Source organism: Gordonibacter massiliensis (ex Traore et al. 2017), from assembly GCF_019731765.1.
GTDB lineage: Bacteria > Actinomycetota > Coriobacteriia > Coriobacteriales > Eggerthellaceae > Gordonibacter > Gordonibacter massiliensis.
In genome coordinates this window covers 74,809-99,279 of record NZ_JAASIO010000002.1, presented here as the reverse complement: position 1 = coordinate 99,279, position 24,471 = coordinate 74,809, and the positions used below count along the sequence as shown (strand labels likewise).

The window sequence follows — 24,471 nt, the reverse complement described above, 5'->3', positions numbered from 1 at the left end:
TTTTGCAAACCGCGTGGAGCGGGGGCGCGCTCAGGGGAACGCCTGTGCGGTTTGCTATACTGACGGCATGGACGATCCCACCGACATCATTCCCGAAGACGGCTTCCCGTTCGCCGACGACGGCCTCGGTCCCGCCGACGCGGGCGGTTTCGAGCGCTGGGACGACGGCGATCGGGCGTGCTTCGACGGCAGTGCGGCTGAGGGCGGCGCCGATGACGCGGGCGATGCCCCCGCACCCGGCTCCGAAACCGCCGCGCGCCTCGAGCGCGAGGGCCGCCGCCGGCCGTCGCTCGAGAGCGCTGCGCGCGCGTTCAACGCCGAGGCCCGCGCCGACGAGGCGCTCGCCGCCAAGCTCGAGCGCATCAAGCAGGAGCTGAACGCCGTGCCCGCGCTGCCGGGCGTGTATTTGTGGAAGGACAAGTCCGGTCAGGTCATCTACGTGGGCAAGGCCAAACAGCTGCGCGCCCGCATGCGCCAGTACGTGAACTTCCAGGACGAGCGCGCGAAGATCCCTTTGCTGGTCGACCAGATCGACAGCTTCGACTACCTGGTGGTGGAGAACGAGCACGAGTCACTCGTGCTGGAGAAGAACCTCATCAACCAGCACGCGCCGTTCTTCAACGCCGACTTCAAGGACGACAAGTCCTACCCGTTCATCGCGCTTACGAAGGGCGACGTGTTCCCCGCCATCAAGTACACGCGCGAGAAGCACCGTGCGGATACCAAGTACTTCGGCCCCTACACCGACAGCCGCGCCGCCCGCGACATGGTGGACATCGCCCGCCGCGTCGTGCCGCTGTGCGCCGCGTCGTGCGCCGACTGGCGCGGGCTCAAGCGCCGCTTGGAAAAGGACCCGCTCGCGCTGCTCGGCAGCGACGCCCGCCCGTGCTTCGACGCGCACGTGGGCCTGGGCCCCGGTGCCTGCTGCGGCGGCATCACGCCCGAGGAGTACCGGACGCACGTCAAGCGCATCGAGCGGTTCCTGTCGGGCCAGCACCGCGAGTTCACCGACGAGCTCACGACCGAGATGCAGGAGGCCGCCGCCGAGCTGGACTTCGAGCGCGCCGCCCGCATCAAGGCGCGCATCGACACCATCGCGAGCCTCACCGACAAGCAGCACGCGGTGTCCACGCGCAACCTCGACGCCGACGTCGTGGGCCTGTTCCGCGAGGAGACGGTGGCGGGCGTGCACGTGTTCATGGTGCGCGAGGGCCGCATCATCAACTCCAACGAGTTCGTGCTCGACCGCGGCAAGGACGTCCCCGACGACGACCTGCTGCACATGTTCCTGCTGCGCTACTACGACGCCACCACGTCCATCCCGCACGAGGTCATCCTGCGCGACGAGCCCGAGGACCGCGAGGCCATGGAGGCGTGGCTCACCGAGAAGCTGGCCAGCCTCCACGGCGCGAAGGTGCGCATCAACGCGCCGCAGAAGGGCGAGAAGGCCGAGCTCGTGGGCATGGCCGAGACGAACGCGAAGCACACGCTCATGCGTTACAAGGTGCGCACGAACTACGACGACAAGCGCATCAACAACGCGCTTCTGCAGCTGGAGAGCGCGCTAGCCCTGGACGCGCCGCCCCTGCGCATCGAGTGCTTCGACATATCCACCATCCACGGCTCCTACACGGTGGCCTCGATGGTGGTGTTCACGAACGGCAAGCCCGACAAGAACCAGTACCGCCGCTTCAAGATCAAGACGCCGCTCGACGAGGCGAACGACTTCCTGTCCATGCAGGAGGTCATGAGCCGCCGCTACGCGCCCGAGCGCATGGCCGACGAGCGCTTCGGCAGCAAGCCGGACCTCATCATCCTCGACGGCGGCAAGCCGCAGCTCTCCGCGGCGCTCGCCATGTTCGAGGAGATGGGCATCGACGACATCGCGCTGTGCGGCCTGGCCAAGCGCGACGAGGAGCTGTTCGTGCCCTGGCAGGACACGGGGCCGGTGGTGCTGCCCAGCGGCTCGGCGTCGCTCTACCTGGTGAAGCAGGTGCGCGACGAGGCGCACCGCTTCGCCATCACGTTCCACCGCGAGCTGCGCGGCAAGGGCATGACGGCCTCTATCCTGGACGACGTGGTGGGCATGGGGCCCGTGCGCAAGAAGGCGCTGCTCAAGCACTTCAAATCGTTCAGGAACCTGAAGGCCGCCACGCTCGACGAGATCAAGGAGGCGCGCGTCGTGCCCGTCGAGGTGGCCGAGGAGCTGTACCGGGTGCTTCAGCAGTATAATAGGGAGCGGAAAGACGAGCGCGTCGTGGGCGGCGAGGCCGACGAGGCCGCGTGCCCGCCCGCGGGCGAGGGCCCGGCGGCGGTGACGTCGGCCGTCGTGGACGCGGCGGTCGAGGCGGCCGTGCAGGGCGCGGAGGAGACGAGGGAAGGACGGCAGCATGACTGACGAAACCGCCGATCTGGCGAGCATGCCCGAGCTGGTCATCGTGAGCGGCATGAGCGGGGCCGGGCGCACCGAGGCCATGCACTCGTTCGAGGACCTGGGGTACTTCTGCGTGGACAACCTCCCCTCCAGCCTCATCGGGAACCTGCTCGAGCTCACCGGCATGCCGGGGCAGCCCGACGAGCACCGCCGTCTGGCCGTGGTGTGCGACGCGCGCAACCGCGACTTCTTCGCCAGCCTCACGGCCGAGCTCGGAAAGCTGAAGGCGCAGGGCATCGACTACCGCATCCTGTTCCTGGACGCGGCCGACGACAAGCTCGTCGCGCGCTACAAGTCCAGCCGGCGCCGGCATCCGCTGTGCGCGGACGGCGCGTCCATCGTGCAGGGCATCGAGCGCGAGCGCGACCTTTTGTTCGAGGTGCGCGAGGCGGCTCACCACGTCGTCGACACCACCGACATGCTGCCGGCGCAGCTGCGCGCCACCATCCGCGCGCTGTTCGCGCCAGGCTCCGAGCAGCAGGGCCTGGCCGTCACCGTGTACTCGTTCGGCTTCAAGCACGGCGCCCCGCTCGACGCCGACCTGGTCATGGACGTGCGCTTCCTGCCGAACCCCTACTACGAGCCGCAGCTGCGCGCCCTCACGGGCCTCGACAAGCCGGTGCGCGACTACGTGCTGTACCGCCCCGAGACCGAGGAGTTCGAGCAGCGCTGGCGCGCGCTGCTCGACTGCGTCATGCCGGGCTACGTGGCCGAGGGCAAGCAGCAGCTGGCCATCGCCGTGGGCTGCACGGGCGGCCAGCACCGCTCGGTGGCCTTGGCGGAGTCCACGGGCGACTACCTGAAGACGAAGGGCTACCGCGTGAGCATCGCGCACCGCGACCTCGCGCTCGCCGAGGGCGCCGACGGCCGCATCGCGGGCGTTCCGCAGAAGGCCGCGCCCGAACCGGCTTCCCCGCGGGCTTAGGGGCGAATCGCATGGCGACCCCCGCGTTCACCCACGATCCGTCCGCCACCGCCGCGTTCGCGGCGCTCGGCTTCACGCCGCCCGTCGTCGGGCCCGACGAGCACCTGCGCGCCGTGGTCATCGGCGGGGGCACCGGCGCCCCCGTGTCCATCCGCACGCTCCTGTCCATGGGCCTGGACACGAGCGCCGTCGTGGCCATGGCCGACGACGGCGGCTCCACGGGCGTGCTGCGCGAGCAGGCGAACGTCACGCCTCCCGGCGACGTGCGCAAGTGCCTGGCCGCCATGGCGGGCGACCCCACCGACCCGCTGGCCCGCGCCTTCAAGTACCGCTTCCCGTTCGCGGGCAACCACACGCTCGGCAACCTCATGCTCTCGGCGCTCGAGGACGCAGCCGGGTCGTTCCCCGAGGCCATCGCCATCTGCGAGCGGCTGCTGAACGCCCAGGGGCGCGTATGCCCTTCCACGCTCGATCGCGTGACGCTCGTCGCGCGCACCCGCGACGGCCGCGAGCTCGAGGGGCAGGCGGTGGCGTGCCATTCCCGCACGGCGCTCGCCCGCGTCACGCTGCGCGCCGAGCGGCCCATCGAGCCGTACGAGCCGGCGCTCGACGCCATCCGCGCGGCCGACCTCATCGTGCTGGGGCCGGGGTCGCTCTTCACGTCCATCATCCCGAACCTGCTGGTGCCGGGCGTGGTGGACGCCGTCCGCGCCTCGCAGGCCAGCACGCTGTTCGTGTGCTCGCTGGCCGACATGCAAGGCGAGACGTGGGGCCTCACGGCGCGCGAGCACGTGGAGGCGCTCATGGACCACGGCATGCGGGGCCTGGTGGACTATGTGCTCGTGCACACGCCGGTGCCGCTGCGTCCCGACAGCCCGGCCACGGGCGTGTTCGGCGCCATGACCGGCGCCGAGCCCGAGCACGCCTCGACGTCGGACCTCGACGACGCGGAGCTCTCCGGCCGCATCCGCCCGGTGCGCATCAGCTACCGCGACGTGCAGGCCATCCAGCAGCAGGGGCCGGTGGTCATCGCGCGCGACCTCGTGGACGCGAACAACCCCACCTGGCACGATCCGCAGGCCCTGCGCGACGCGTTCTCGGGGGTGTTGAAGCTATGTCGTTCACGGCAGAGGTGAAAGACGAGCTCGCCCGGGTCCCTCCCGTGTGCTCGCACTGCGAGAAGGCCACGCTGGCGGCGCTCGTGCGCATCGAGGGCACGCTGTTCTTCAGCGGCCAGGGCACGTACCGCATCGAGATAGCCACCGACGCTCCCAGCGTGGCGCGCCTCATCATCAAGCTGCTCCACGAGCTGTACCACCTGAAGACCGAGCTCACCGTGCGCCGCAGCGTGCTGCACAAGACGCCGAACTACCTTATCGAGGTGCCCGCGCAGCCGCATCTGGCCGACGCGCTGCGCGACATGGGGGTGCTCTCGGGCGAGGGGCTCGAGCTGGGCATCAAGGACGAGCTCGTGGCGAAGGAGTGCTGCACGGCGGCCTACCTGCGCGGCGCGTTCCTCGGCAGTGGCTTCGTGTCGGATCCGCGCGGCGACTTCCACTTCGAGATCACCGTGGAGAACGAGGACTTGGCGGAGGGGCTCGTGGAGCTGCTCGAGCGCAAGGACATCAACGCGCGCGTCATGCAGCGCCGCAGCTCGTACATGGTCTACCTCAAAAGCGGGGCCGCCATCCTGGAGTTCCTCGCGTTCACCGGCGCGCACCAAAGCGCGCTCTCCATGGAGAACGCCCGCGTCATCAAGAGCGTGCGCAACGACGTGAACCGCATGACGAACGCCGAGATAGCCAACCAGGCGAAGGCCGCCAACGCCTCGGTTGACCAGATATACGCCATACGCACGGTGCTGGAGGCCCACGGCATGGACAACCTCCCGCCCGCCCTGCAGGAGTTCATCCGCCTACGCGTCACCTACCCCGACGCCACGCTCAAGGAGCTGGGGGAGCGCGCGACCCCGCCCCTGTCCAAATCGGCCGTCTACCACCGCGTCCGCCGCATCGAGCAGATGGCCCGCGAGGTCCGCGGCTGACGTTCCGGAAAGGCGACGGCGTCCTTGCGGGGCGTTTTCCGCGCGTCGAAACAGGGGAGGGCCCAGGGCTTGGAGCGGGGCCTTTCGCAGCGGCGCCCGCGCAGGGGTTTTCCGATGGATGACGGCGGAAGAACCGTTCGTCGGCTTTTTCTCGGGAGAGAACGGCAAGGTTGCGCCTGTTGGCGGCTTGCGTGGTATGATCAGCGCGTTACGATGGGCAACCAAGTATCTTTTACGAAAGGGGATACGCATGGCAATCAAAGTAGGCATTAACGGATTCGGTCGCATCGGCCGCCTGGCGTTCCGCGCGATGGTGAACGATCCCGAGATCGAGGTCGTGGCAGTGAACGACCTCGGCGACATTCCGACGATGGCCCACCTGCTCAAGTACGATTCCATCCACGGGCGCGCTTTCGACACGGTCGAGGTCACCGAGGACGGCTTCGTGGCCGACGGCCATGCGGTCAAGGTGCTCTCCGAGCGCGAGCCCGCCAACCTCCCCTGGGGCGAGCTGGGCGTCGACGTCGTCGTGGAGTCCACGGGCTTCTTCACCGACGGCACGAAGGCCAAGGCGCACCTCGACGCGGGCGCCAAGAAGGTCGTCATCTCCGCGCCGGCCAAGAACGAGGACATCACCATCGTCATGGGCGTGAACGACGACCAGTACGATCCCGAGAAGCACAACATCGTATCGAACGCCTCGTGCACGACGAACTGCCTGGCCCCCTTCGCGAAGGTGCTGCTGGACAACTTCGGCATCAAGCGCGGTTACATGAACACGATCCACTCCTACACGAACGACCAGAAGATCCTCGACCTTCCCCACAAGGACCTGCGCCGTGCCCGCGCGGCCGCCATGTCCATGATCCCCACCACCACGGGCGCCGCCCGCGCGGTGTCGCTGGTGCTGCCCGAGCTCAAGGGCAAGCTGGACGGCTTCGCCACCCGCGTTCCCACGCCGGACGGCTCGATGGTCGACCTCACGGTGGAGCTTGAGAAGGACGCGACGATCGACGAGATCAACGCCGCGATGAAGGCCGCCGCCGAGGGCCCGCTCAAGGGCATCCTGGAGTACACCGAGGACCCGATCGTCTCCATCGACATCGTGGACAACCCGCACTCCTCCATCTACGACGGCAAGCTGACCATGGTGCTGGGCGGCGAGGGCAACTTCATCAAGTGCATCTCCTGGTACGACAACGAGTGGGGTTATTCGAACCGCGTGAAGGATCTCGTCAAGATTCTTCTTTAACAGTATTCCCCGAAACGAGCCTGCCTTGGCAGGCTCGTTTCTCGTTTAGACAGGAGGACCCATGGCCGAGATCAAAACCGTTGACGAGCTGGACGCGCGCGGCAAGCGCGTGCTCGTGCGCGTCGACTTCAACGTACCGGTGAAGGACGGCGGCGTCACCGACGACACGCGCATCCGCGCGGCGCTGCCCACCATCGAGAAGCTCGTTGCGCAAGGCGCGCGCGTCATCCTCATGAGCCATCTCGGCCGCCCGGCGGGCGAGGGTTTCGAGGAGGCGTTCACGCTGCGTCCCGCCGCCCAGAAGCTCTCGGAGCTCTTGGGCAAGCCCGTGGTGTTCGCTGCCGACACGGTGGGCGACGATGCCCGCGCGAAAGCCGCCTCGCTGCGCGACGGCGACGTGCTGGTGGTGGAGAACCTGCGTTTCGACAAGCGCGAGAAGAAGAACGATCCCGCGTTCTGCGAGGAGCTGGCCGCGCTCGGCGAGGCGTACGTGAACGACGCGTTCGGCACCGCGCATCGCGCCCATGCGTCGACGGCGGGCGTCGCCGCGCTCTTGCCGGCGTACGCGGGCTACCTCATGCAGCGCGAGGTGGGCACGCTCTCGGGCATGCTGGAGAACCCGCGCCGCCCCTTCGCCGCCATCCTCGGCGGCTCGAAGGTGTCGGACAAGATCAAGGTCATCGACGCGCTCATGGACAAGTGCGACACGCTCGTCATTGGCGGCGGCATGTGCTTCACGTTCCTGCTGGCCCAAGGCAAGGCCGTGGGCACGTCGCTCAAGGAAGAGGACTGGGTGGAGCGCGCTGCGGCCATGATCGCCAAGGCCGAGGAGCGCGGCGTGCGGCTGCTGCTGCCGGTGGACGTGGTCGTCGCCGACCGCTTCGCGGAAGATGCCGAAACCAAAACGGTTTCGGTCGATGACATTCCCGGTGATATGATGGGCCTCGATATCGGGCCCGAGACGGCGAAGCTCTATGCCGACGCCGTGGCCGAGGCCAAGACCGTGTTCTGGAACGGTCCCATGGGCGTGTTCGAGATGAAGGCGTTCGAGGCCGGCACGAAGGCCGTGGCCGACGCCGTGGCCGCCAACGCCGACGCGGACACCATCATCGGCGGCGGCGACAGCGTGGCCGCCGTGAACAAGTTCGACCTGGCCGAGCAGATGACGTTCATCTCCACCGGAGGCGGCGCCTCCATGGAGCTCGTCCAGGGCGAGGCGCTTCCCGGCGTGGAGGCGTTGAAGTAAACGGCGGCGAGAAACAGGGGGAAGCAATCCTTCTTAATGAGGCATCGCTTCCCGTTAACGCAGCGAAGGGCGAAGGACGGTGTCCGCCAAGCGAGTTCCGCACGAGCCGGACGGCCCGGTGGGCTGTCCGTGCGAGCAGGACTGCTTGAGCGATTGGATACCGTCTTGCGCTTGAAGCGAAGGACACGGAAAGGAAGTGCGGAATGGCACGCAAACCCATGATGGCGGGCAACTGGAAGATGAACAACACCGTCGGCGAGGCGGTGGTGCTCACGCAAGAGATATCGAACCAGTACGAGAAGGAGTGGCCCGAGTCCCTGGACATCGTCATCTGCCCGCCCTACGTGGACCTCAAGCCCGCCAAGACGGTGCTCGATTTCGACAAGACGAAGATCGCCGTAGGCGCGCAGAACGTGTACTGGGAGGCGTCGGGCGCCTACACGGGCGAGATCTCCGTGCCCATGATCAAGGAGATCGGTTGCGCGTGCTCCATCGTAGGCCACTCCGAGCGCCGCGAGCTGTTCGGCGAGACGAACGAGGACGTGAACCGCAAGGTGAAGGCGCTCGTCGAGGCGGGCCTGTACGCCATCGTGTGCGTGGGCGAGTCGCTGGCCGTGCGCGACGAGGGCACCACCGAAGAGTACGTGTGCGCCCAGGTGCGCGCCGCCTTCGCCGGCGTCGACGCGCGCGATGCGGAGACGTGCGTCGTGGCCTACGAGCCCATCTGGGCCATCGGCACGGGCCGCACGGCCACGCCCGAGCAGGCCGAGGCCGTGTGCGCCGCCATCCGCGCGACGCTGGCCGAGCTCTTCGGCGACGAGACGGCCGAGGCGATGCGCGTGCTGTACGGCGGCTCCATGAACCCGGGCAACGTGGACGGCCTCATGGCCCAGCCGAACATCGACGGCGGCCTGGTGGGCGGTGCAAGCCTCAAGTGCGAATCGTTCGTGCAGTTGATCGAGGCGTGCCTGTAAACGCCCCTTTCGTCATCCTGAGCGGGCGAAGCGAGTCGAAGGATCTCCCCGCAAGCGGAGATCCTTCGACTTCGGCCTCCGGCCTGCGCTCAGGATGACAACCTGCACCCCCCCCTGTCATCCTAAGCGGAGCGCGCGAAGCGAGTAACCCCCTCCCTGCCATCCTGAGCGGAGTGAACGAAGCAAGCATCCCCTTGTCATCCTGAGCGGAGTGAACGAAGTGAACGTAGTCGAAGGATCCCGTGCGGCATCAGCCGAAAACCTCACCCTGCCCGCATGCCTCATCATCATGGACGGGTTCGGCCTGGCCGAGCCGGGGCCGGGCAACGCCATCTCGCAAGCGCGAACGCCGTGCCTGGACGAGCTGCTCGCCACCCGTCCGTGGACGAAGCTCGAGGCGTCGGGCGAGGCCGTGGGCCTGCCCGCAGGGCAGATGGGCAACTCCGAGGTGGGACATCTCAACATCGGCGCCGGGCGCGTGGTGTACCAGGAGCTCACCCGCATCAACCGCGCATGCGCCGACGGCTCGCTGGCGGCGAACCCCGTGCTGAACGATGCGTTCGCGGCCGCCGCGCGGCCGGGTGCGGCGCTGCATCTCATGGGGCTCGTGTCCGACGGCGGCGTCCATTCCTCCAACGAGCACCTCTACGCGCTCGCGCGCGCCGCGAAGGCGGCCGGCGTGGCTCATATCGCAGTGCACTGCTTCATGGACGGCCGCGACGTGCCGCCCAAGAGCGGCGCGGGCTATCTGGAGGAACTCGAAGGAGTGCTTGCCGAGCTGACGGACGAGGGCTGCACGGCCGAGGTGGGCAGCATCTCGGGACGTTACTACGCCATGGACCGAGACAACCGCTGGGAGCGCGTCGAGCAGGCGTGGCGGGCCGTCGTGCGCGCCGAGCCGCACAAAGACGCGACGCCCGCCGAGGTCATGGCCGCCTCCTACGCCGCGGACGTCACCGACGAGTTCGTCGTGCCTGTGGCGCTCGCCGACCGCGGCGTGCGCGACGGCGACGCGGTCGTGTTCTTCAACTTCCGCCCCGACCGGGCGCGCGAGATCACGCGCGCGCTGGTTGACCCGGCGTTCGACGGCTTCGAGCGCGGAGCGTGGCCGCAGGTGGGCTTCGTGTGCCTGACCGAATACGACCCCGAGATCCCCGCGCCGGTGGCCTTCCCCAAGGAGTTCCCCAGCGACGTGCTGGCCGACGTGCTGGCCGAGGCGGGCCTTTGCCAGTATCACATCGCCGAGACCGAGAAGTACGCCCACGTGACGTTCTTCCTGAACGGCGGGCGCGAGGAACCGAAGGAGGGGGAGGAGCGCGCGCTCATCCCCAGCCCCAAGGTGGCCACCTACGACCTGAAACCCGAGATGAGCGAGCCCGACGTGGCGGCCACGCTGGCCGCGGCCATCGATGCTGACGAGGCCGACGTGTACATCGTGAACTTCGCGAACCCCGACATGGTGGGTCACACGGGCGTCATCCCGGCCGCCGTGGCCGCCGTCGAGGCTGTGGACGCGGGCGTGGGCCAGGTGCTCGCGGCGCTCGAGCGCAAGGGCGGCGTCGCGCTCGTCACCGCCGACCACGGCAACGCCGACAAGATGCTCGCCGAGGACGGCAGCCCCTTCACGGCCCACACCACGGCCCCCGTGCCGCTCGTCCTCGCGGACTTCGCGGGCACGGGCCGCACGCTCGACGGCCGTTCGGGCGCGCTCTGCGACATCGCCCCCACGCTGCTGGAGCTCATGGGCGTTCCCGCTCCCGCCGCCATGACGGGCGCGAGCCTGCTGGCATAGGCGTCCCGCCCCGAAATGTCCCAATGGGGGACTGTCCCCAATTGGGACATTTTCATGCCAGCGGGAACACCGTGCGGATGAGCAACATGTACACCAGGGTGCCGCCTATCATGGACAGCGACATGTTCCGCTTCCACAGGTGCAGGCCCACCACCACGGCGGCGGCCAGCAGCTCGGGCGCCATGTGGTAGCCCGACAGGGGGTCGCTCGTGCGGAAGCAGTACACGATGAGCAGCCCCCACATGGTGGCGGGCAGCACCGTGCCCAGGTACGTGACCACCTTCGGCGTCTTCTCGGCGGTGGGGAAGGCCAGAAACGACGCCCAGCGCGTGATCTGCGTGGCCAGCGCGCCGGCGGCTATCATGACCAGCATCTCGAGCGCGCTCATAGCGCCTGCTCCGCTTCCGCCTCGGTGGGCGAGCTTGTTGCGCCGTCCTCTCCACCTTTGCGGTCGAGCTGCTTGCGCAGCAGGAGCAGGAGCGCCACGATGGACAGCAGCGCCGGCACCAGGAAACCGTCGCTTCCGAACGCGACCAGGCACGCGAGCGCGGCTCCCAGGCCGATGAGCGACGCGCGGTGGTCGTCCTCGCCCATCCAGCAGTCCAGGAAGATGACGATGAACAGCGCCTTCATGATGAAGTCGATACCCGTGAGGTCCACCGGCAGCCCCGAGGCCACGTACGACCCCATGGCGGCGAACCCGGCCCAGTACACGAGGTTGAGCCCGGTGATCCACGCGTACACCCAGAAACGGTCCACCCCGCTCGGCGCCTCGAGCGGCTGGCACAGCGCGAACGTCTCGTCGATGAGGCCGTAGCGGAGAAAGGCCGTCTTGCGCCCGGCGCCGCGGTACTTCTCCAGCATGCTGATGCCGTAGAACAGGTGGCGCGCGTTCACCATGAGCACCACGAGGAACAGCGAGAGCGGTGCGAACGACGCCGTCAGCATGTCGGCGGCCACGAACTCGGCTGAGCCGGCGAAGATGGAAACGGCCATGAGCGGCGCCGCCCAGGGGGGCAGCCCGATGGACGTGGCGTACACGCCGTAGGACAGCCCGCAGAACGCGAAGCCCGCCATGAGCGGCAGCGTTTGCCTGAAGGCGAAGGGGAAGGCCCTCGCGGCCCGTGCCCGCCGCGTCCCCGCGACGCCGCCGGGCGGCGCGGCGTCGGCCTCGATGCGGTCTCTCGGTTCGTCCATGATGCTCCTCGTCGTGTTCGTTCGGTGGTCGTTATGCTATGCCAGCCGCGAAAACCATGCAATATCGAAATCGCCCGCAATGCAAACGCGCATCCCGCGCCGACTCTCGCGCGGGGGTCTGGTCGTTTTGCGACGCTTGCAACGCCGCTTGGCGTCGTGCTTGCCATGACGGGCTCCTTTCGGGTATACTTCATAACTTGTGTAAACGATTGTTCTCACGTGGAAAGAAGAGAGACGCCTTGAACCCGTTCCTTATCATCATGCTCATCCTGCTCGTCGTTTCGGGCCTGGGCCTTATCGTGTTCATCCTGCTGCATTCCGGCAAGGGCACGGGCATATCCGACATGATCGCCAGCTCGGTGTACTCCACGCAAACCGGCACGAGCATCGTGGAGAAGAACCTCGATCGCATCACCATCATCTTCGCGGTGGTGTTCTTGCTCTCGCTCATCGTGCTCATGATCATCTATCCGCAAGGCACGATTGCAAAATAGAGGAAATTCGCTCTTCACAAGCGGCAACGGTTCGGGTAGAATAACCACCGTTGCTTGCAAGGCAGCAAACATACGTCGGAGTGGTGGAACGGCAGACACGCTAGCTTGAGGTGCTAGTGCCCACACAACGGGTGTGCGGGTTCAAATCCCGCCTCCGACACCAGAAAAGCTAGAAGGAGAGTCCGAGTGGCTCTCCTTTTCGTATATCGGCCCGGTTCGAACGGAGGGACGCCATGTCCAAAACGCTTGCGACGAAAGGCCCCGTGTCCGAGCGCATGGGCTCGATCCGCCGTGTGCTGTGGATCGTCCTGTTCCTCAACCTGGGCGTGGCTGCGGCCAAGTACTTCTACGGCGTTGCCAGCGGGTCGGCGTCCATGCAGGCGGACGGCATCCATTCCGTGTTCGATTCCGCCGGCAACGTCGTGGGGCTCGTCGGCATCGCGCTGGCCGCCCGTCCCGCCGACGAGGGGCATCCGTACGGCCATGCGAAGTTCGAGACGTACGCCAGCCTCGTCATCGGCGTGCTGCTGCTCCTTGCTGCCTTCGAGGTGGGCTCGAGTGCCGTGGGCAAGCTCGCGTCGGGCGTGTACACGGCCGAGGTGACCCCCGTCTCGTTCGTGGTCATGGCAGGCACGCTGGCCGTGAACCTGGGCGTGACCACCTACGAGCGCCGTTGCGCCAAGCGCCTCAAGAGCGAGGTGCTGGGTGCCGACGCGAACCACACGCTGTCCGACGCGCTCGTGTCCATCGGCGTCATCGTCGGCCTGGTCGCCGTGGCCTTGGGCTTCCCCATGGCCGATCCCGTCATGGCCTTGGTGGTGACCGTCGCCATTCTGGCGACCGCCTACGACGTGTTCAAGCATGCGCTCGCCACGTTGTCGGACCGCGCCCGCATACCCGAAGAGGACGTGCGCGCCGCAGCGGTCGCGGTTCCCGGCGTGCGCGACGCGCATCGCATCCGCACGCGCGGCACGGAAGGGGAGGTGTACGCCGACCTGCACGTGCTCGTGGACCCCTCGATGACCGTGGGGGAGGCCCACGCCCTTGCGGACGAGGTGGAAGACGCCGTGCGGGCGCGCTTTCCGAACGTGGCGGACACGCTCGTGCACATCGAGCCCGACGACGGGCACACGGAATAGGAGATTGCGCCAAAAGCCGCCGAACGCGCGCCTTGGGCAGCCCTGTCCCTGCGAAGGGCGTTTCGGCGGCGCTTGCGGCGCGGTCTATCGATCGAGAACCGACAGGAGGGAGGCGCGACATGGTGGAAGCCGTTTTGTTCGACGTGGGATCGACGCTCGTCTATCCGAGCCCTTCCGTGGCCGAGACGTTCGCGCGCGTGGCGCGGGAGCGCGGCCACGCCCTCACCGTGCGCGACATCGAGCCCCACATGCCGGCGATGGACGCCTTCTACGAGGCCGAGTACCTGCGCGACGGCGACTTCTGGTGCTCGCACGAGGGCTCGGTGGCCATCTGGCTCGACCAGTACCGCTACGTGTGCCACCTGGCGGGCATCGCCCACGACGCCGACGGCATGGCGGCCGCCGTGCACGAGGCGTACCGCAAGGGGGACCACTGGGCGCTCTATCCCGACGTGGCGGGCTGCCTGAGAACCCTCAAGCGGCAGGGCCTCATGCTGGGCGTGGTGTCGAACTGGGACGCGGGACTCGAGGGGCTCCTGCGCGATCTGAGGCTGCTGCCGTACTTCGACGCGGTCGTCTCGTCGGCCGTCGTCGGCTACCGCAAACCCGATCCCGTCATATTCGACCTGGCGTGCGAGGAGCTGGGCGTGGCGGCGTCGCGCGCCGTGCACGTGGGGGACCGCCCCGACGCCGACGGGGACGGGGCGCATGCGGCGGGCATCCGGCCCGTCATCGTCGACCGCCACGGCGCCGAGGCGGAGTGCGGGTACGAGGTCGTGGAAACGCTCACCGACGTGCCGAAGCTATTGGAAGAATAGGCGCGCGTCACGCGGCACAGGGTCGCTTGCAGGGACGGCGCGCGACCAGAGTCCGCGTCGGCCCTGTTCGCACGCCCTGCCGCGCGGGCCACGCCGCATGGTCCCGACCTCTTAAGCGGCCCTCCGGTGCTCGTCGGGGCTTATTTGCGCCGGCCCTTGTTAGGACCGGTCGTCCAGTGGCCGCCCTCCCATATCTCTTGCGCCACGGGAGCCCAGCGATCGGCGGTGTCGTGCGTTTTCGCGCAGAGCGCCGCCGCGTCCTCGGGCTGCGCGAGGTCGGTGGAGCGCGCGCCGGAGGAGGCCACCATCTGGGCCAGCATGTCCTTGTTGTCGAGCACGGGGCAGGGGCGCAGGTGGTTGTCGTGGTAGGCCATGAACAAGGGGCGCCGGAGCGCCTCGAGGACGGTGGTGTCGCGGATGTTCGAGTCGGAGTAGTGGATGAAGGCGCACGGCTCTATGTCGCCGTTCGCGTTGACGTGCAGGTAGCGGCGCCCGCCCGCGATGCAGCCTTGCGTGAACTCGCCGTCGTTCCAGAAGTCCATGGTGAACAGCGGCTTCGTCTCGCGGAACTTCCTTACTTGCCGATACATGAACGCACGGTCCTCCGCCGTGGCCAGCAGGTCGACGGGTGCCGAGCGCCCTACGGGCATGTAGGTGAAGAACCAGGCGAACTTGGCCCCGCGCGCCACGAGATCGTCGACGAACTCCTCGCTGCCGACGGAGCGCGCGTTGGCGTGCGTGTAGCAGCACGACACGCCGAAGGGCAGGCGGTGCGCCTTCAGCACGTCCATGGCGCGCAGGACGGCCCGGTATGTGCCGTCGCCGCGGCGGGCGTCGGTCGCCTCTTCGAAGCCCTCGACCGATATGGCGGGGATGAAGTTCTTGACGCGCAGCAGGTCCTCGGCGAACGCGTCGTCGATGAGCGTGGCGTTCGTGAACGCGGTGAACGCGCAATCGTCGTGCTTCTCGCACAGGCGGACGATGTCCTTCTTGCGCACGAGCGGCTCGCCGCCCGAGAACAGGTAGAAGAACACGCCCAGCTCCTTGCCCTGCTCGATGATGCCGTCCAGCTCCTCGAACGAGAGGTTCAGCTTGTCGCCGTACTCGGCGGCCCAGCAGCCGTTGCAGTGCAGGTTGCAGGCGCTCGTCGGGTCGACGAGCATGGCCCACGGCACGTTGCAGCCGTATTCGGCCGCCGCGTTGTCCTGGCGTTTGAGGCCGATGAGGCAGGCGTTCACGAGGAAGTTCTCCACGACCTTCGCGCGCACGCCGTCGTCGACGTCGGTCCACAGGCTTTTCAGCAGCACCATCCAGTTGTTGTCGGGGTCGTCGACTACCTGGTGGAACAAGGCGCGTTGCTCCACCAGGTAGTCGCTGGGAAGCAGCGCGTCCACGGCCTTGAGCATTCTAGGCAGCTGGACGGCCGGATCGCCTCCCTGCGCGTAGTCGAGGATCTTGCGCGCCACGGTCGATTGCGCGCTTTCCGCGATAGTCTTCTTCGTGCCCGCCATAGAAGTTCCTTCCCCTTGGTGCGCTTCCGCCGTGCCGGGAGGGAGCCGTCGCGTCCGTCGAAGCGAAAGCGCCGTTCTCGCACGGCTGCCCTAAACCGCAGTATATGGATAATGGTTTGGACGAACGGAGCGGGCGGCGAAAGTTCACCGAACCGTAAATTTAGGCGGGAAGGGCCCAAGGAGGGCTGCGCGCTCGCGACTTCGCGGGCGCTCGAAGGTCTGGGCGAAAAAAACCGACCGAACGTTTCCGTTCGGCCGGTCGGCGTGTTATGGAGCGGACGACGGGGTTCGAACCCGCGACCCCGACCTTGGCAAGGTCGTGCTCTACCAGCTGAGCCACGTCCGCATGAAAAGCGTTGCAGTGCTTGGGCATCCGTCCCCGAAGGGAGCGAATGGAGGCGACGCCCGGATTCGAACCGGGGGTGAAGGCTTTGCAGGCCTCTGCCTTACCACTTGGCCACGTCGCCGTGTTGCGGCAATACCGTCAAGAAAAAGGCCGGCCAAAACTGTTGAGTATGACCGGCCTCGTACTGACGATGGAGCGGACGACGGGGTTCGAACCCGCGACCCCGACCTTGGCAAGGTCGTGCTCTACCAGCTGAGCCACGTCCGCGTCGCGAGGAAATATGATACTGGAACGCGCCTGCGCGCGCAAGGGTTAATTTGAGAAATTTGCACCTCTTCGCAGGTATCGATGCCCGAGCGACCGGCTGCAACGCAAATGCCGCGTTGCCGGGGCGGGAGGGCGTCCGCATGGGCGGCGCCACTCTGTGCCATGATCCGGCGCGGAGCGCAGGGATTTCCGGGCGTAGAAGGGCGGGCAGCGCAAAACGGGGCAGAATAAGTGCAAATCGTTTGCACTTCCGCATTCGAACGGTTCATTTTCGAAAGGGGCCCAGCCTTGGGACCGAAAACAAAAAAAGAGCCCCTGACCATCAGAGACTCTTTAGAATTTCGATGGTGCGCGATGCAAGATTTGAACTTGCGACCCCCACCGTGTCAAGGTGATGCTCTCCCCCTGAGCTAATCGCGCACGCTTTCAAGCTGCGGGAACGTTTCCGTTCCAGCAAGCAGATAGTCTACCAGATCGAGCGCGTCTGTCAAAGCACAATTTTGCAGAAATAGGGGTCTTCCCGCGAGCAAGGGCCGGGCGCCCGGCGTCGCCGGCCGTTCGAGCCCGCGGGAGGCGGCGCGTCAGTCCTCGTCCTCGAGCTTCTCGAAGTCGTGATGGCCGCAATTGGGGCAAGCGGGGAGCTTCTCGGTGTCGCTCGTTATCCTCACCACGTAGCCGCAGTTCTTGCACCGGTAGCGTCCTTCGCCCGGTTGGTCTCCCGTATGGAATTCCATAGCCAGCTCCTTTCTTAGCAGCGGTTGTCGATCGGACGATCCTACCACGGCCCCTTCCGGCGAGGGTGGCGGGCGGTCAACGGCGCGTCGAGCGTTCGGCGACGTCGCGCGCTGGGCTTCGCCGCGGCGCTCCGGCCCCCCGATTCCCCGGCGGGCCTCCCTTGCCGCTCGGTCGGCGACGACCAGGCGCGCGGGCGGCTTTCTCGTGCATTCCGTCGAAGAATGGGGGATAATGGCACCTCGAAGAACGGGACGACACGACGGCGCGGTTCGAAACCGCACAAGACGGGGGCGATGGGGCTATGGGCGCATCCAACTTCACCGACGACACGCTCGCAGGCGGCTGCGCCGCGTACCGCGACGCCGTGGAGGACCTCAAGGCCCGCCACGGGTTCGACTTCGTGTCTATCGGGCTCACGGCGTTCATCGGCGCGCCGCTCAAATGGGTGTACAGCGCCGGTGCCACCGGCGAGCGGCATCGGCGCATCGTGCTGGCTCCCGGCCACGGCATCGGCGGCATCACCATCAAGTCGGGCAAGCCCATGATGTTCGTCGACATCGACGAGGAGATCGATCCGCGCGAGTACTCGTCGTATCCCATCGTGTTCGCCGAAGACCTGCGCAGCTTCTGCGCGCTGCCGCTCAAGAAGGACGGGCGCGTGGTGGCGGTGCTGCTGTGCGCGTACCGCTCGGTGAGCGACCGGCACGAGGAAAGCTACCGGCGGCTCATCGAGGATTTGGATGGCAGGCTGCTCGATTTCGACGTGATGTCGGACGATTTCATGGACTTCGAGAGCATCGCCGCCGAGAAACGCGCCGACTCGGCTACGAACCCCATCTTCGTCCGCTCGGAGCTCTCTCGCGTCATCGCCGCGCAGGAGGACGAGCGCAAGCGCATCTCGCGCGAGCTGCACGACGGCGTGGCGCAGGAGCTGCTGAGCATCTCGTTTCTGTTCAACCAGATGGCGGGCCATCTTGACGACGTGGGCACGGGCCTTTTGGGGCAGGCGCGCAACACCGTCGACCGCATCTTGGACGAGCTCCACAACATTTCGGTCGAGCTGCGCCCCTCGGCGCTGGACCATCTGGGTTTCCTGCCGGCCCTGCGCTCGCAGGCCGCCGTGTTCGAGAAGACGTACGGTGCCGAGATCGTGTTCGAGGGAAGCCTGTCGTGCGACCGCTTCGACCAGGCGCTCGAGACGCAGGCGTACCGCATATGCCAGGAGGCCATCTTGAACGCCTGCAAATACGCCGACACCGAGCGGGTGTTCGTGACGCTGGAAGACGCCGACGGCTGGCTGCATGTGAGCGTGGTCGACCACGGCCGCGGGTTCAACACCGCGAACCCCGAGATCAAGGGCAGCGGCTGCGGCTTGTACGGCATGCAGGAGCGCGCCAACCTCATCGGCGCGAGGCTCACCACCTCGTCGGGGCCGGGCGGCACCACGGTGACGCTCGTGGCGCCCATGCACGTGGTCGAGGGCAAGGAGGCCTCCCGATGATCCGCATCGTGCTGGCCGACGACCACGAGGTCGTGCGCGCCGGGTTCAAGATGATACTGGAGCAGGACCCCGAGATGAAGGTGGTGGCAGAAGCGGCCGACGGCGCGCAGGCGTACTCGATCGTCGCGCGCGAGAAGCCCGACGTGCTGCTCATGGACATTTCCATGCCGCCGGGGCAGAGCGGGCTCGTGGCGTGCGAGAAGATAGCGGGCGACTTCCCCTCCACGAGGATCGTGATACTTACGATGTTCGCCGAGCCCGAGTACCTGTTCTACACGCTGCGCGGGGGCGCTGCGGGCTACATGCTGAAGAACTCCACGTCGGAGGAGCTGATCGCCGCCGTGCGGGCCGTGGCCGGGGGCGGCAGCTACATCCATCCGAAGATGGCCGCCCTGCTCACCAAGCAGCTGGTGGGCGGCGAGGGGGAGGACCGCTCCTACCAAAGCCTTTCGAACCGCGAGCTGGAGATCCTGCAGCTTCTGGCCAAGGGGTACACGAACAAGGAGATATCCGAGCGCATCTTCCTGTCGGTCAAGACCGTCGAGGCCCATCGCTCGAAGATATACCGGAAGCTGGGCTTCAAAACGCGCGCGGACCTGGTCTCCTACGCCCTGAACCACAAGCTTCTGGACGTGTGAGGAAGCGGGCTAGGATACCGTGCGGCCGCAGTTGAAAACGTCACGGCTGGCTCCGCACGGGATCCTTCGACTACGCTCCCTTCGGTCGCTTCGCTCAGGATGACAGAACCGGCGGAACCTTTTCGCTGGGTTTCGACGTTTCTGTCGGCTTCGCGCCCTTTCCCAATCCCATGGACAGGGCGTGGGTGGGGCAGGCGTCCACGCAGGAGCCGCAGGCCATGCAGTCGCCCGCGCGCACGACCGCGTCGCGCTCGGTGAGCACGGGATCGAGTATGGAGGGGTCGGCCAGGCAGGCCTTGCGGCAGGCGTCGCAGTGGATGCAGGCCGTGCGGTCGTACTTCACGTTCACCAAGCCGGCGCGCCCGATGGCCTCGTAGAAGCCGCCGAGCGGGCAGAGCGAGCGGCACCATACCCGATGCCCCCAGAACAGCTCGGCCGCCACGACGGCCCCGAGGGTCCAGAGGCCCGCCACGCTGCCGAACAGGATGCCCTTGTTCACGGCTCCGATGGGGGAGAACGCCTCGAACACGGGAACGCTCGCCACGGCGGACAGCGCGAGCACCGCGAGGGCCGTCCAGAGCTTCGCATGGCGCGGCACGGGCGCTTCGCTCACCTTGATGCCCAGCTTGCGTCGCAGCGCGTCGACCAGCTCCAGCAGCAGGTTCGTCGGGCACACCCAGCCGCAGAACGCGCGGGCGCGCACGAGGCCGTAGAACACCACGATCGGCAGCGCGAACAGCAGCCAGTCGAGTTCGAACGTTTTGGAGGCGGCGACGACCTGAAGGACCCCGAACGGGTCCAGGAGGGAAAGCCCCCCGATAGATGAAGAGGAAAGGCTGCCGAAAAAGGGGAGGTCGGCAGGAGTGGGAACAGGACCGTCGCCGCCGACGGACACCCCGAACAGGCCCCAGCCGGCAAGCAGCAGCGGCGCAGCGAACAGCAGCAGGGCCGCTACCTGCACCGCGTGCCGCAGCCAGGACCATTTGAACGCATGCGAGGTGTTCGGGGTGCGCTTCATTTCACGGCTGCCCTTCGCAGCGTGGGGTCGTCCTCGAAGTTGGCGTACACCAGGTTGATGCCGGTGACGCCCTCGATGCCCACGAACGTGCTCGCGACGGCGTGCGAGTCGTCGAGGGTCTCGGCCTCGACGGTCACCACGACCTTGCAGCCGTTCGTCTCGTGCACTTCGACGCCTTCGATGCGGCCGAGCTCTTCGGCCGCGCGCGCCGTGGCTTCGGGCGTCGTCTCCACGACGAGGCTTGATATGACCATGATGCTCTCCTTACTGCACGTACATGGCAGGTTGATACGTTGCAAGTCGGTTTCCGTAGGGGCGCTCTCCAGGGCGCCCGCTCGCGCGCAGCGCGAGAACGCGGGCTTCGGCTGCTTTTCCGGCTTTGCCGGAACGGGCGCCCTGGAGAGCGCCCCTACGGTTCGACTCGAGGCAGGGACGAGGTGCGGTTCGAGGCGTTCGACGCAGCCGAAGTGCTCGTGCGGGGCGGCGGAGGGGGGCCGCCCCGCACGGAGGGAAGGGCTTCTCGAGCGCTAGCTTTGCACGTGGCACGTGTTGCACTGCTCGTGCGTGGGGTCGAGCTCGAGCGTTTGGGACGAGCCGTCCACGTAATGGTCCTCGGGCAGGGCCACCGTGCCGTTCAGCATGGGGTTCGAGCGCTCGCTCGCGCCGTGGCAGCCGTAGCAGCCGGGGGCGCCCAGGCTCTCGAAGCGGCCGTCGTGGTTCGCGGGCATGAGCGGCGGCGCGCCAGCGGGCACGTCGGGACGCGCGTCGCTCGTCGGCGCGGTGCTCGCGCACCCCGCCGCCGTCACCGTTCCGGCCAGCATCGCGAGCGCGAGGGCGCCGGCAACCAATTGCTTCTTCATGGCTATCACCCCTCGACCTTCGTGATAGAGACGCAGGTCTTCTTGTAGTCCGGCTCCTTCGAAAGCGGGCAGTACGTGTCCTGCACCGCCAGGTTCACGAGCGTCTCCTCGGCGAAGAAGGGCGCGAACACGATGCCCTCCTGCGGCTCGGTGCGGCCGGCCGTGGACGCCTTGATGTCGAACTCGCCGAAGCGCGACTTCACGTGCACGAGGTCGCCGTCGGCCACGCCCAGCTTGGACGCGTCGTTCGGATGGATGTTCAGCAGCGCCTCGGGCAGCGCGCGGTCGAGCTCGGGCACGCGGCGCGTCATGGTGCCGGTGTGCCAGTGCTCCAGCAAGCGCCCGGTGCAGAAGTAGAACGGGTACTCCTCGTCGGGCGTCTCCGCCGGCGGCTCGTAGGGACGGAACACCACGGAGGGCTTCATGTTGCCCGACTTGTAGAACGACAGGTTGTTCGCCAGGCCCGGCTTGCCGTACTTCGCCACGCCGATCTCGTCGAAGCCGTCTTCCTGCTTGCCGTCGGCGAAGCGCCAGTGCGTCTCGAGCCACTTGCCGTCGACGTTGCGCACGGGCCAGGTCATGCCGTGGTGGGCCAGGTACTCCTCGTAGGGGGCCAGCTGCTTGGCTTCCATCTTCAGCTTCGCGTTGAACGTTCCGTCGGCGTCGTCGTTGATGGCCTTGGCGCGCTCGTTCATCTCGGGGTTCGAGAAGATGCGGTACTCCTCCCACAAAAGGCGGTTCGTCTCGCGGGAGTCGTTTTTGAAGTCGCGCGCGCCCTTGTCGTAGATGAAGCCGAACAGGTGGTCGAAGGAGTCCTTGCCGTCGATCTGCTCGCCGTCGAGCACGCGGTGCGCCACCTCCATGAACGCCCACAGGTCCCACTTGGCCTCGCCCGGCGGGTCCACGGCCTTCTCGAACACCGCGCTTCGGCGCTCGGCGTTGCCGAACTGGCCCTCGCGCTCCACCCACAGGGCCACGGGCAGCACGACGTCGGCGTACTGGGTGGACAGGGTGGGGTACACCTCGTTCACCACGATGAACGTGTCGAAGATGCCCTTCTTGTCCTCGCCGCGACCCAGGAAGCGCTGCAGGTTCGGCATGGACTGGGCCCAGTTGTTGTGCGCGGTCCACAGAAAGTCGATGTTGCCCTTCGACATCTCGCGGAATATCTTCACCGTATGCATGCCGGGCTTCTGGATGGCGTCGAGGTAGCCTTCGGGCAGGTCCCAGATGGCCTCGGTGTAGCGGCGATGCTGGGCGTTGGCGACCAGCAGGTCGGCCGGCAGGCGGTGCGAGAACGTGCCCACCTCGCGAGCCGTGCCGCAGGCCGTGGGCTGGCCGGTGAGCGAGAAGGGGCCGCAGCCGGGACGGGCGATCTTGCCCGACAGCAGGTGGATGTTGTACAGGTTGTGGTTCATCCACGTGCCGCGGTTGTGCTGGTTCACGCCCATGGTCCACAGCGACATGATGTTCTTGTCGGGATCGGCGAACTCGAAGGCGAGCGCCTTCAGGTCCTCAACCGGCACGCCGGAGAGCTCGGACGTGTATTCGAACGTGTAGGGCGCCAGGCGCGCGGCGTACTCCTCGAACGTGATGTTGCTCACCGCGTCGACCTTCTGGCCGATCTCGCTGGCGTCGTAGCCGTCGTCGGTGGCGTTGCCGATGTCCTCGGTGCCCTGCTTGAACTGCAGATGGTCGTTCACGAACGCCTCGTCGTACTTCTTGTTCTGCACGAGGTAGTTCGCGATGCAGTTGGCGATGGCCAGGTCGGTGTTCGGCTTGAACAGCATGACGGTGTCGGCGCTCGCCGACGTGCGCGTGCGCAGCGTGCCCAGATCGTAGTGCTTCACGTTCTTGCCCGAGAGCTTGCGGGCCGTGAGGCGCGAGTACAGCATGGGGTGCGCCTCGGCCATGTTGGCGCCCCAGGTGACGAACACGTCGGCGTTGTCGAGGTCGGCGTAGCAGCCGGCCGGCTCGTCGGTCTGGAACACGTTCATGAAGCCCACCACGGCGCTGGCCATGCACAGGCGCGCGTTCGGGTCGACGTTGTTCGAAAGCAGGCCGGCCTTGATGAACTTGGCGCAGGCGTAGCCCTCTGTGATGGGCTGCTGGCCGGAGAGCCAGAACGCCAGGCGCGACTTGTCGGCCTTCCACGTTTCCTTGAGCTTCGAGGACACGAGGTCGAGCGCCTCGTCCCACGTGGCCTCGCGCAGGCCCTCGTCGGTGCCCTTCGTGGACTTGTCCTCGCGGATGAGCGGCTTGGTCAGGCGGTCGTCCCCGTAGAGGATCTTGCCCAAGAAGTAGCCCTTCACGCAGTTGAGGCCCTTGTTCGACTGGTTGTCCGGGTCGCCCGTGACGCTCACGAGCTTGCCGTCCTTCGCCTCGCAGATCACGCCGCAGCCGCAGCCGCAGAAACGGCACACGGCCGTGTACTTCTGGCCGCCGCCGTCCGCCGCGCCCTGGCCGCCGCTTGCGCAGCCGGTCATCGACGCAAGGCTGCCAGCCGCTGCGGCGCTCGCCAGCGCCACGGCCGTCGCCTTAACGAACGCTCGTCTTGAGATGTCCATGACACCCCTCCTTCTCTCCCTTTTCGCTCTTCACTCTCTATCCCACCGTTTCCTCGAACGGATTGATGGCGTCGAAGCCGTCAGGCGCCGCCTCGGGCGCGTTCGGCGTGCGTTTCGATGCGGATGGCCACGTTCGGCTCGTCGACGACGCAGCGCTCGACGCACAGGCCGCATCCGGCGCACCGTTCCTCGTCTATGACGGGGGCGAACACGGAATGGATGGCGTCGCCCTCGCGCATGCGGTAGTCGATGGTGATGGCCTGGTCGATGAGCGGGCACGTGCGGTAGCACACCTCGCAGCGCATGCCCTGGAACGCGATGCACAGATCCTCGTCGATGACGGCCGTTCCCATGCGCACGTCCAAACGCTGCTCCACGTCGCGCAAAGCCCCGGTGGGGCAGGCGTCGACGCAGGGGAAGTCCTCGCACAGGCGGCACGCCTGGGAGCGGGCATCGACCATGGGCGTTCCCGTGGCGAAACCCTGGTCGCCGGGGGCGGGGAAAAGGGCCAGGTACGGGCAGGCCTCGATGCATTTGCCGCACTTGACGCATCGGGCGGAGAAGTCCTTCTCGCCCTGCGCGCCGGGGGGCCTAAGAAGGCTCGCCTCGCCTTGGGCGGCGTAGGCCACGCCCTGGAAGGCCACGACGGCTGCGGACAAGCCGGCTACGACGCTGGACAGTTTCATCGATCCCCTTTCCTCACACCATATATG

Annotated in this window: 22 protein-coding genes and 5 tRNA genes; 14 read left to right on the top strand and 13 right to left on the bottom strand. The window is 67.1% G+C overall.

From position 1 onward, the window contains the following. Window positions 1-67: 67 nt before the first annotated feature. From uvrC to gpmI, 8 genes are all read left to right on the top strand, one after another. On the top strand, window positions 68-2,398 hold the full coding sequence (gene uvrC / locus HCH03_RS04325; protein WP_246599644.1) for an excinuclease ABC subunit UvrC: 2,331 nt from the start codon (window positions 68-70) through the stop codon (window positions 2,396-2,398). Further along, window positions 2,391-3,359 (top strand): RNase adapter RapZ, encoded by a 969-nt coding sequence (gene rapZ / locus HCH03_RS04320; RefSeq protein ID WP_185905413.1) that lies wholly within the window; start codon window positions 2,391-2,393, stop codon window positions 3,357-3,359. The genes uvrC and rapZ overlap by 8 nt, the downstream gene beginning before the upstream one ends. 11 nt (window positions 3,360-3,370) lie before the next feature. Continuing rightward, window positions 3,371-4,495 (top strand): gluconeogenesis factor YvcK family protein, encoded by a 1,125-nt coding sequence (locus tag HCH03_RS04315; RefSeq protein WP_221688512.1) that lies wholly within the window; start codon window positions 3,371-3,373, stop codon window positions 4,493-4,495. After that, a complete protein-coding gene (gene whiA, locus HCH03_RS04310) occupies window positions 4,474-5,403 on the top strand; it encodes a DNA-binding protein WhiA (protein ID WP_080142957.1) in 930 nt (309 codons plus the stop codon). Before HCH03_RS04315 ends, whiA begins: the two co-directional genes overlap by 22 nt. A 250-nt stretch (window positions 5,404-5,653) precedes the next feature. Further along, window positions 5,654-6,655, top strand: a complete 1,002-nt coding sequence (gene gap / locus HCH03_RS04305) for a type I glyceraldehyde-3-phosphate dehydrogenase (RefSeq protein ID WP_221688511.1) — start codon at window positions 5,654-5,656, stop codon at window positions 6,653-6,655. Window positions 6,656-6,716: 61 nt separating this feature from the next. Continuing rightward, window positions 6,717-7,901, top strand: coding sequence for a phosphoglycerate kinase (locus HCH03_RS04300; protein WP_221688510.1), 1,185 nt, complete (start codon window positions 6,717-6,719; stop codon window positions 7,899-7,901). Between the two features lie 203 nt (window positions 7,902-8,104). Continuing rightward, window positions 8,105-8,875, top strand: a complete 771-nt coding sequence (gene tpiA, locus HCH03_RS04295; RefSeq protein WP_185905410.1) for a triose-phosphate isomerase — start codon at window positions 8,105-8,107, stop codon at window positions 8,873-8,875. Window positions 8,876-9,095: 220 nt separating this feature from the next. Next, a complete protein-coding gene (gpmI, locus tag HCH03_RS04290) occupies window positions 9,096-10,667 on the top strand; it encodes a 2,3-bisphosphoglycerate-independent phosphoglycerate mutase (protein ID WP_368042418.1) in 1,572 nt (523 codons plus the stop codon). Window positions 10,668-10,719: 52 nt separating this feature from the next. Here the strand turns inward: gpmI and HCH03_RS04285 are convergent, their stop codons facing one another. Further along, window positions 10,720-11,055, bottom strand: a complete 336-nt coding sequence (locus HCH03_RS04285; protein ID WP_185905408.1) for a branched-chain amino acid transporter permease — start codon at window positions 11,053-11,055, stop codon at window positions 10,720-10,722. Beyond that, the gene (locus HCH03_RS04280; RefSeq protein WP_221688509.1) at window positions 11,052-11,864 is read right to left on the bottom strand and encodes an AzlC family ABC transporter permease; all 813 of its coding nucleotides are present in this window, start codon (window positions 11,862-11,864) and stop codon (window positions 11,052-11,054) included. The genes HCH03_RS04285 and HCH03_RS04280 overlap by 4 nt, the downstream gene beginning before the upstream one ends. Before the next feature lie 239 nt (window positions 11,865-12,103). Between HCH03_RS04280 and secG the strand changes: the two genes are divergently transcribed. The 4 genes from secG (at window position 12,104) to HCH03_RS04260 (ending at window position 14,315) form a co-directional block, all read left to right on the top strand. Further along, window positions 12,104-12,358, top strand: coding sequence for a preprotein translocase subunit SecG (gene secG, locus HCH03_RS04275; protein WP_041238829.1), 255 nt, complete (start codon window positions 12,104-12,106; stop codon window positions 12,356-12,358). A 74-nt stretch (window positions 12,359-12,432) separates the two neighbouring features. Next, window positions 12,433-12,521 (top strand) — tRNA-Leu (locus tag HCH03_RS04270). A gap of 70 nt (window positions 12,522-12,591) precedes the next feature. After that, on the top strand, window positions 12,592-13,497 hold the full coding sequence (locus HCH03_RS04265) for a cation diffusion facilitator family transporter (protein WP_221688508.1): 906 nt from the start codon (window positions 12,592-12,594) through the stop codon (window positions 13,495-13,497). Between the two features lie 119 nt (window positions 13,498-13,616). Then, window positions 13,617-14,315: an HAD family hydrolase gene (locus tag HCH03_RS04260; RefSeq protein WP_221688507.1), complete on the top strand. Its 699-nt coding sequence runs from the start codon at window positions 13,617-13,619 to the stop codon at window positions 14,313-14,315. A 140-nt stretch (window positions 14,316-14,455) separates the two neighbouring features. On the opposite strand, the gene HCH03_RS04255 is transcribed toward HCH03_RS04260, so the two are convergent. The 6 genes from HCH03_RS04255 to HCH03_RS04230 form a co-directional block, all read right to left on the bottom strand. After that, window positions 14,456-15,826 carry a radical SAM protein gene (locus tag HCH03_RS04255; RefSeq protein WP_221688506.1) on the bottom strand — a complete coding sequence of 457 codons (1,371 nt, stop codon included), beginning with the start codon at window positions 15,824-15,826 and terminating at the stop codon, window positions 14,456-14,458. 270 nt (window positions 15,827-16,096) lie between these two features. Continuing rightward, a tRNA-Gly gene (locus tag HCH03_RS04250) sits at window positions 16,097-16,172 on the bottom strand. Window positions 16,173-16,219: 47 nt separating this feature from the next. Next, window positions 16,220-16,293: transfer RNA gene (locus HCH03_RS04245), tRNA-Cys, on the bottom strand. 70 nt (window positions 16,294-16,363) lie between these two features. Next, window positions 16,364-16,439: transfer RNA gene (locus HCH03_RS04240), tRNA-Gly, on the bottom strand. A 345-nt stretch (window positions 16,440-16,784) separates the two neighbouring features. After that, window positions 16,785-16,859: transfer RNA gene (locus tag HCH03_RS04235), tRNA-Val, on the bottom strand. Between the two features lie 161 nt (window positions 16,860-17,020). Beyond that, a complete protein-coding gene (locus HCH03_RS04230; protein WP_114602490.1) occupies window positions 17,021-17,173 on the bottom strand; it encodes an FmdB family zinc ribbon protein in 153 nt (50 codons plus the stop codon). Window positions 17,174-17,475: 302 nt separating this feature from the next. Here HCH03_RS04230 and HCH03_RS04225 point away from each other — a divergent pair, with 302 nt between their 5' ends. Both HCH03_RS04225 and HCH03_RS04220 read left to right on the top strand, forming a co-directional pair. Beyond that, a complete protein-coding gene (locus tag HCH03_RS04225) occupies window positions 17,476-18,675 on the top strand; it encodes a GAF domain-containing sensor histidine kinase (protein WP_221688505.1) in 1,200 nt (399 codons plus the stop codon). After that, a complete protein-coding gene (locus HCH03_RS04220) occupies window positions 18,672-19,313 on the top strand; it encodes a response regulator (RefSeq protein ID WP_080142970.1) in 642 nt (213 codons plus the stop codon). Before HCH03_RS04225 ends, HCH03_RS04220 begins: the two co-directional genes overlap by 4 nt. Window positions 19,314-19,407: 94 nt before the next feature. Here HCH03_RS04220 and HCH03_RS04215 read toward each other — a convergent pair whose 3' ends face one another. The 5 genes from HCH03_RS04215 to HCH03_RS04195 form a co-directional block, all read right to left on the bottom strand. Continuing rightward, a complete protein-coding gene (locus tag HCH03_RS04215) occupies window positions 19,408-20,331 on the bottom strand; it encodes a 4Fe-4S binding protein (RefSeq protein WP_221688504.1) in 924 nt (307 codons plus the stop codon). Then, window positions 20,328-20,585 (bottom strand): chaperone NapD, encoded by a 258-nt coding sequence (locus tag HCH03_RS04210; RefSeq protein WP_185905397.1) that lies wholly within the window; start codon window positions 20,583-20,585, stop codon window positions 20,328-20,330. The genes HCH03_RS04215 and HCH03_RS04210 overlap by 4 nt, the downstream gene beginning before the upstream one ends. Window positions 20,586-20,858: 273 nt before the next feature. After that, window positions 20,859-21,191 carry a nitrate reductase cytochrome c-type subunit gene (locus tag HCH03_RS04205; RefSeq protein WP_221688503.1) on the bottom strand — a complete coding sequence of 111 codons (333 nt, stop codon included), beginning with the start codon at window positions 21,189-21,191 and terminating at the stop codon, window positions 20,859-20,861. A 5-nt stretch (window positions 21,192-21,196) separates the two neighbouring features. Continuing rightward, window positions 21,197-23,758: a nitrate reductase catalytic subunit NapA gene (napA, locus tag HCH03_RS04200; protein ID WP_221688502.1), complete on the bottom strand. Its 2,562-nt coding sequence runs from the start codon at window positions 23,756-23,758 to the stop codon at window positions 21,197-21,199. Between the two features lie 80 nt (window positions 23,759-23,838). Beyond that, window positions 23,839-24,444 carry a 4Fe-4S dicluster domain-containing protein gene (locus tag HCH03_RS04195; protein ID WP_221688501.1) on the bottom strand — a complete coding sequence of 202 codons (606 nt, stop codon included), beginning with the start codon at window positions 24,442-24,444 and terminating at the stop codon, window positions 23,839-23,841. Window positions 24,445-24,471: the final 27 nt, after the last annotated feature.

Coding starts and splice junctions, on each gene's coding strand:
- HCH03_RS04285 (WP_185905408.1), bottom strand. CDS start 11,055: ATGAGCGCGCTCGAGATGCTGGTCATGATAGCCGCCGGCGCGCTGGCC.
- tpiA (WP_185905410.1), top strand. CDS start 8,105: ATGGCACGCAAACCCATGATGGCGGGCAACTGGAAGATGAACAACACC.
- gap (WP_221688511.1), top strand. CDS start 5,654: ATGGCAATCAAAGTAGGCATTAACGGATTCGGTCGCATCGGCCGCCTG.
- HCH03_RS04260 (WP_221688507.1), top strand. CDS start 13,617: ATGGTGGAAGCCGTTTTGTTCGACGTGGGATCGACGCTCGTCTATCCG.
- whiA (WP_080142957.1), top strand. CDS start 4,474: ATGTCGTTCACGGCAGAGGTGAAAGACGAGCTCGCCCGGGTCCCTCCC.
- HCH03_RS04195 (WP_221688501.1), bottom strand. CDS start 24,444: ATGAAACTGTCCAGCGTCGTAGCCGGCTTGTCCGCAGCCGTCGTGGCC.
- HCH03_RS04205 (WP_221688503.1), bottom strand. CDS start 21,191: ATGAAGAAGCAATTGGTTGCCGGCGCCCTCGCGCTCGCGATGCTGGCC.
- rapZ (WP_185905413.1), top strand. CDS start 2,391: ATGACTGACGAAACCGCCGATCTGGCGAGCATGCCCGAGCTGGTCATC.
- HCH03_RS04265 (WP_221688508.1), top strand. CDS start 12,592: ATGTCCAAAACGCTTGCGACGAAAGGCCCCGTGTCCGAGCGCATGGGC.
- HCH03_RS04210 (WP_185905397.1), bottom strand. CDS start 20,585: ATGGTCATATCAAGCCTCGTCGTGGAGACGACGCCCGAAGCCACGGCG.
- HCH03_RS04230 (WP_114602490.1), bottom strand. CDS start 17,173: ATGGAATTCCATACGGGAGACCAACCGGGCGAAGGACGCTACCGGTGC.
- HCH03_RS04215 (WP_221688504.1), bottom strand. CDS start 20,331: ATGAAGCGCACCCCGAACACCTCGCATGCGTTCAAATGGTCCTGGCTG.
- HCH03_RS04220 (WP_080142970.1), top strand. CDS start 18,672: ATGATCCGCATCGTGCTGGCCGACGACCACGAGGTCGTGCGCGCCGGG.
- HCH03_RS04255 (WP_221688506.1), bottom strand. CDS start 15,826: ATGGCGGGCACGAAGAAGACTATCGCGGAAAGCGCGCAATCGACCGTG.
- HCH03_RS04280 (WP_221688509.1), bottom strand. CDS start 11,864: ATGGACGAACCGAGAGACCGCATCGAGGCCGACGCCGCGCCGCCCGGC.
- HCH03_RS04300 (WP_221688510.1), top strand. CDS start 6,717: ATGGCCGAGATCAAAACCGTTGACGAGCTGGACGCGCGCGGCAAGCGC.
- uvrC (WP_246599644.1), top strand. CDS start 68: ATGGACGATCCCACCGACATCATTCCCGAAGACGGCTTCCCGTTCGCC.
- HCH03_RS04315 (WP_221688512.1), top strand. CDS start 3,371: ATGGCGACCCCCGCGTTCACCCACGATCCGTCCGCCACCGCCGCGTTC.
- napA (WP_221688502.1), bottom strand. CDS start 23,758: ATGGACATCTCAAGACGAGCGTTCGTTAAGGCGACGGCCGTGGCGCTG.
- HCH03_RS04225 (WP_221688505.1), top strand. CDS start 17,476: ATGGGCGCATCCAACTTCACCGACGACACGCTCGCAGGCGGCTGCGCC.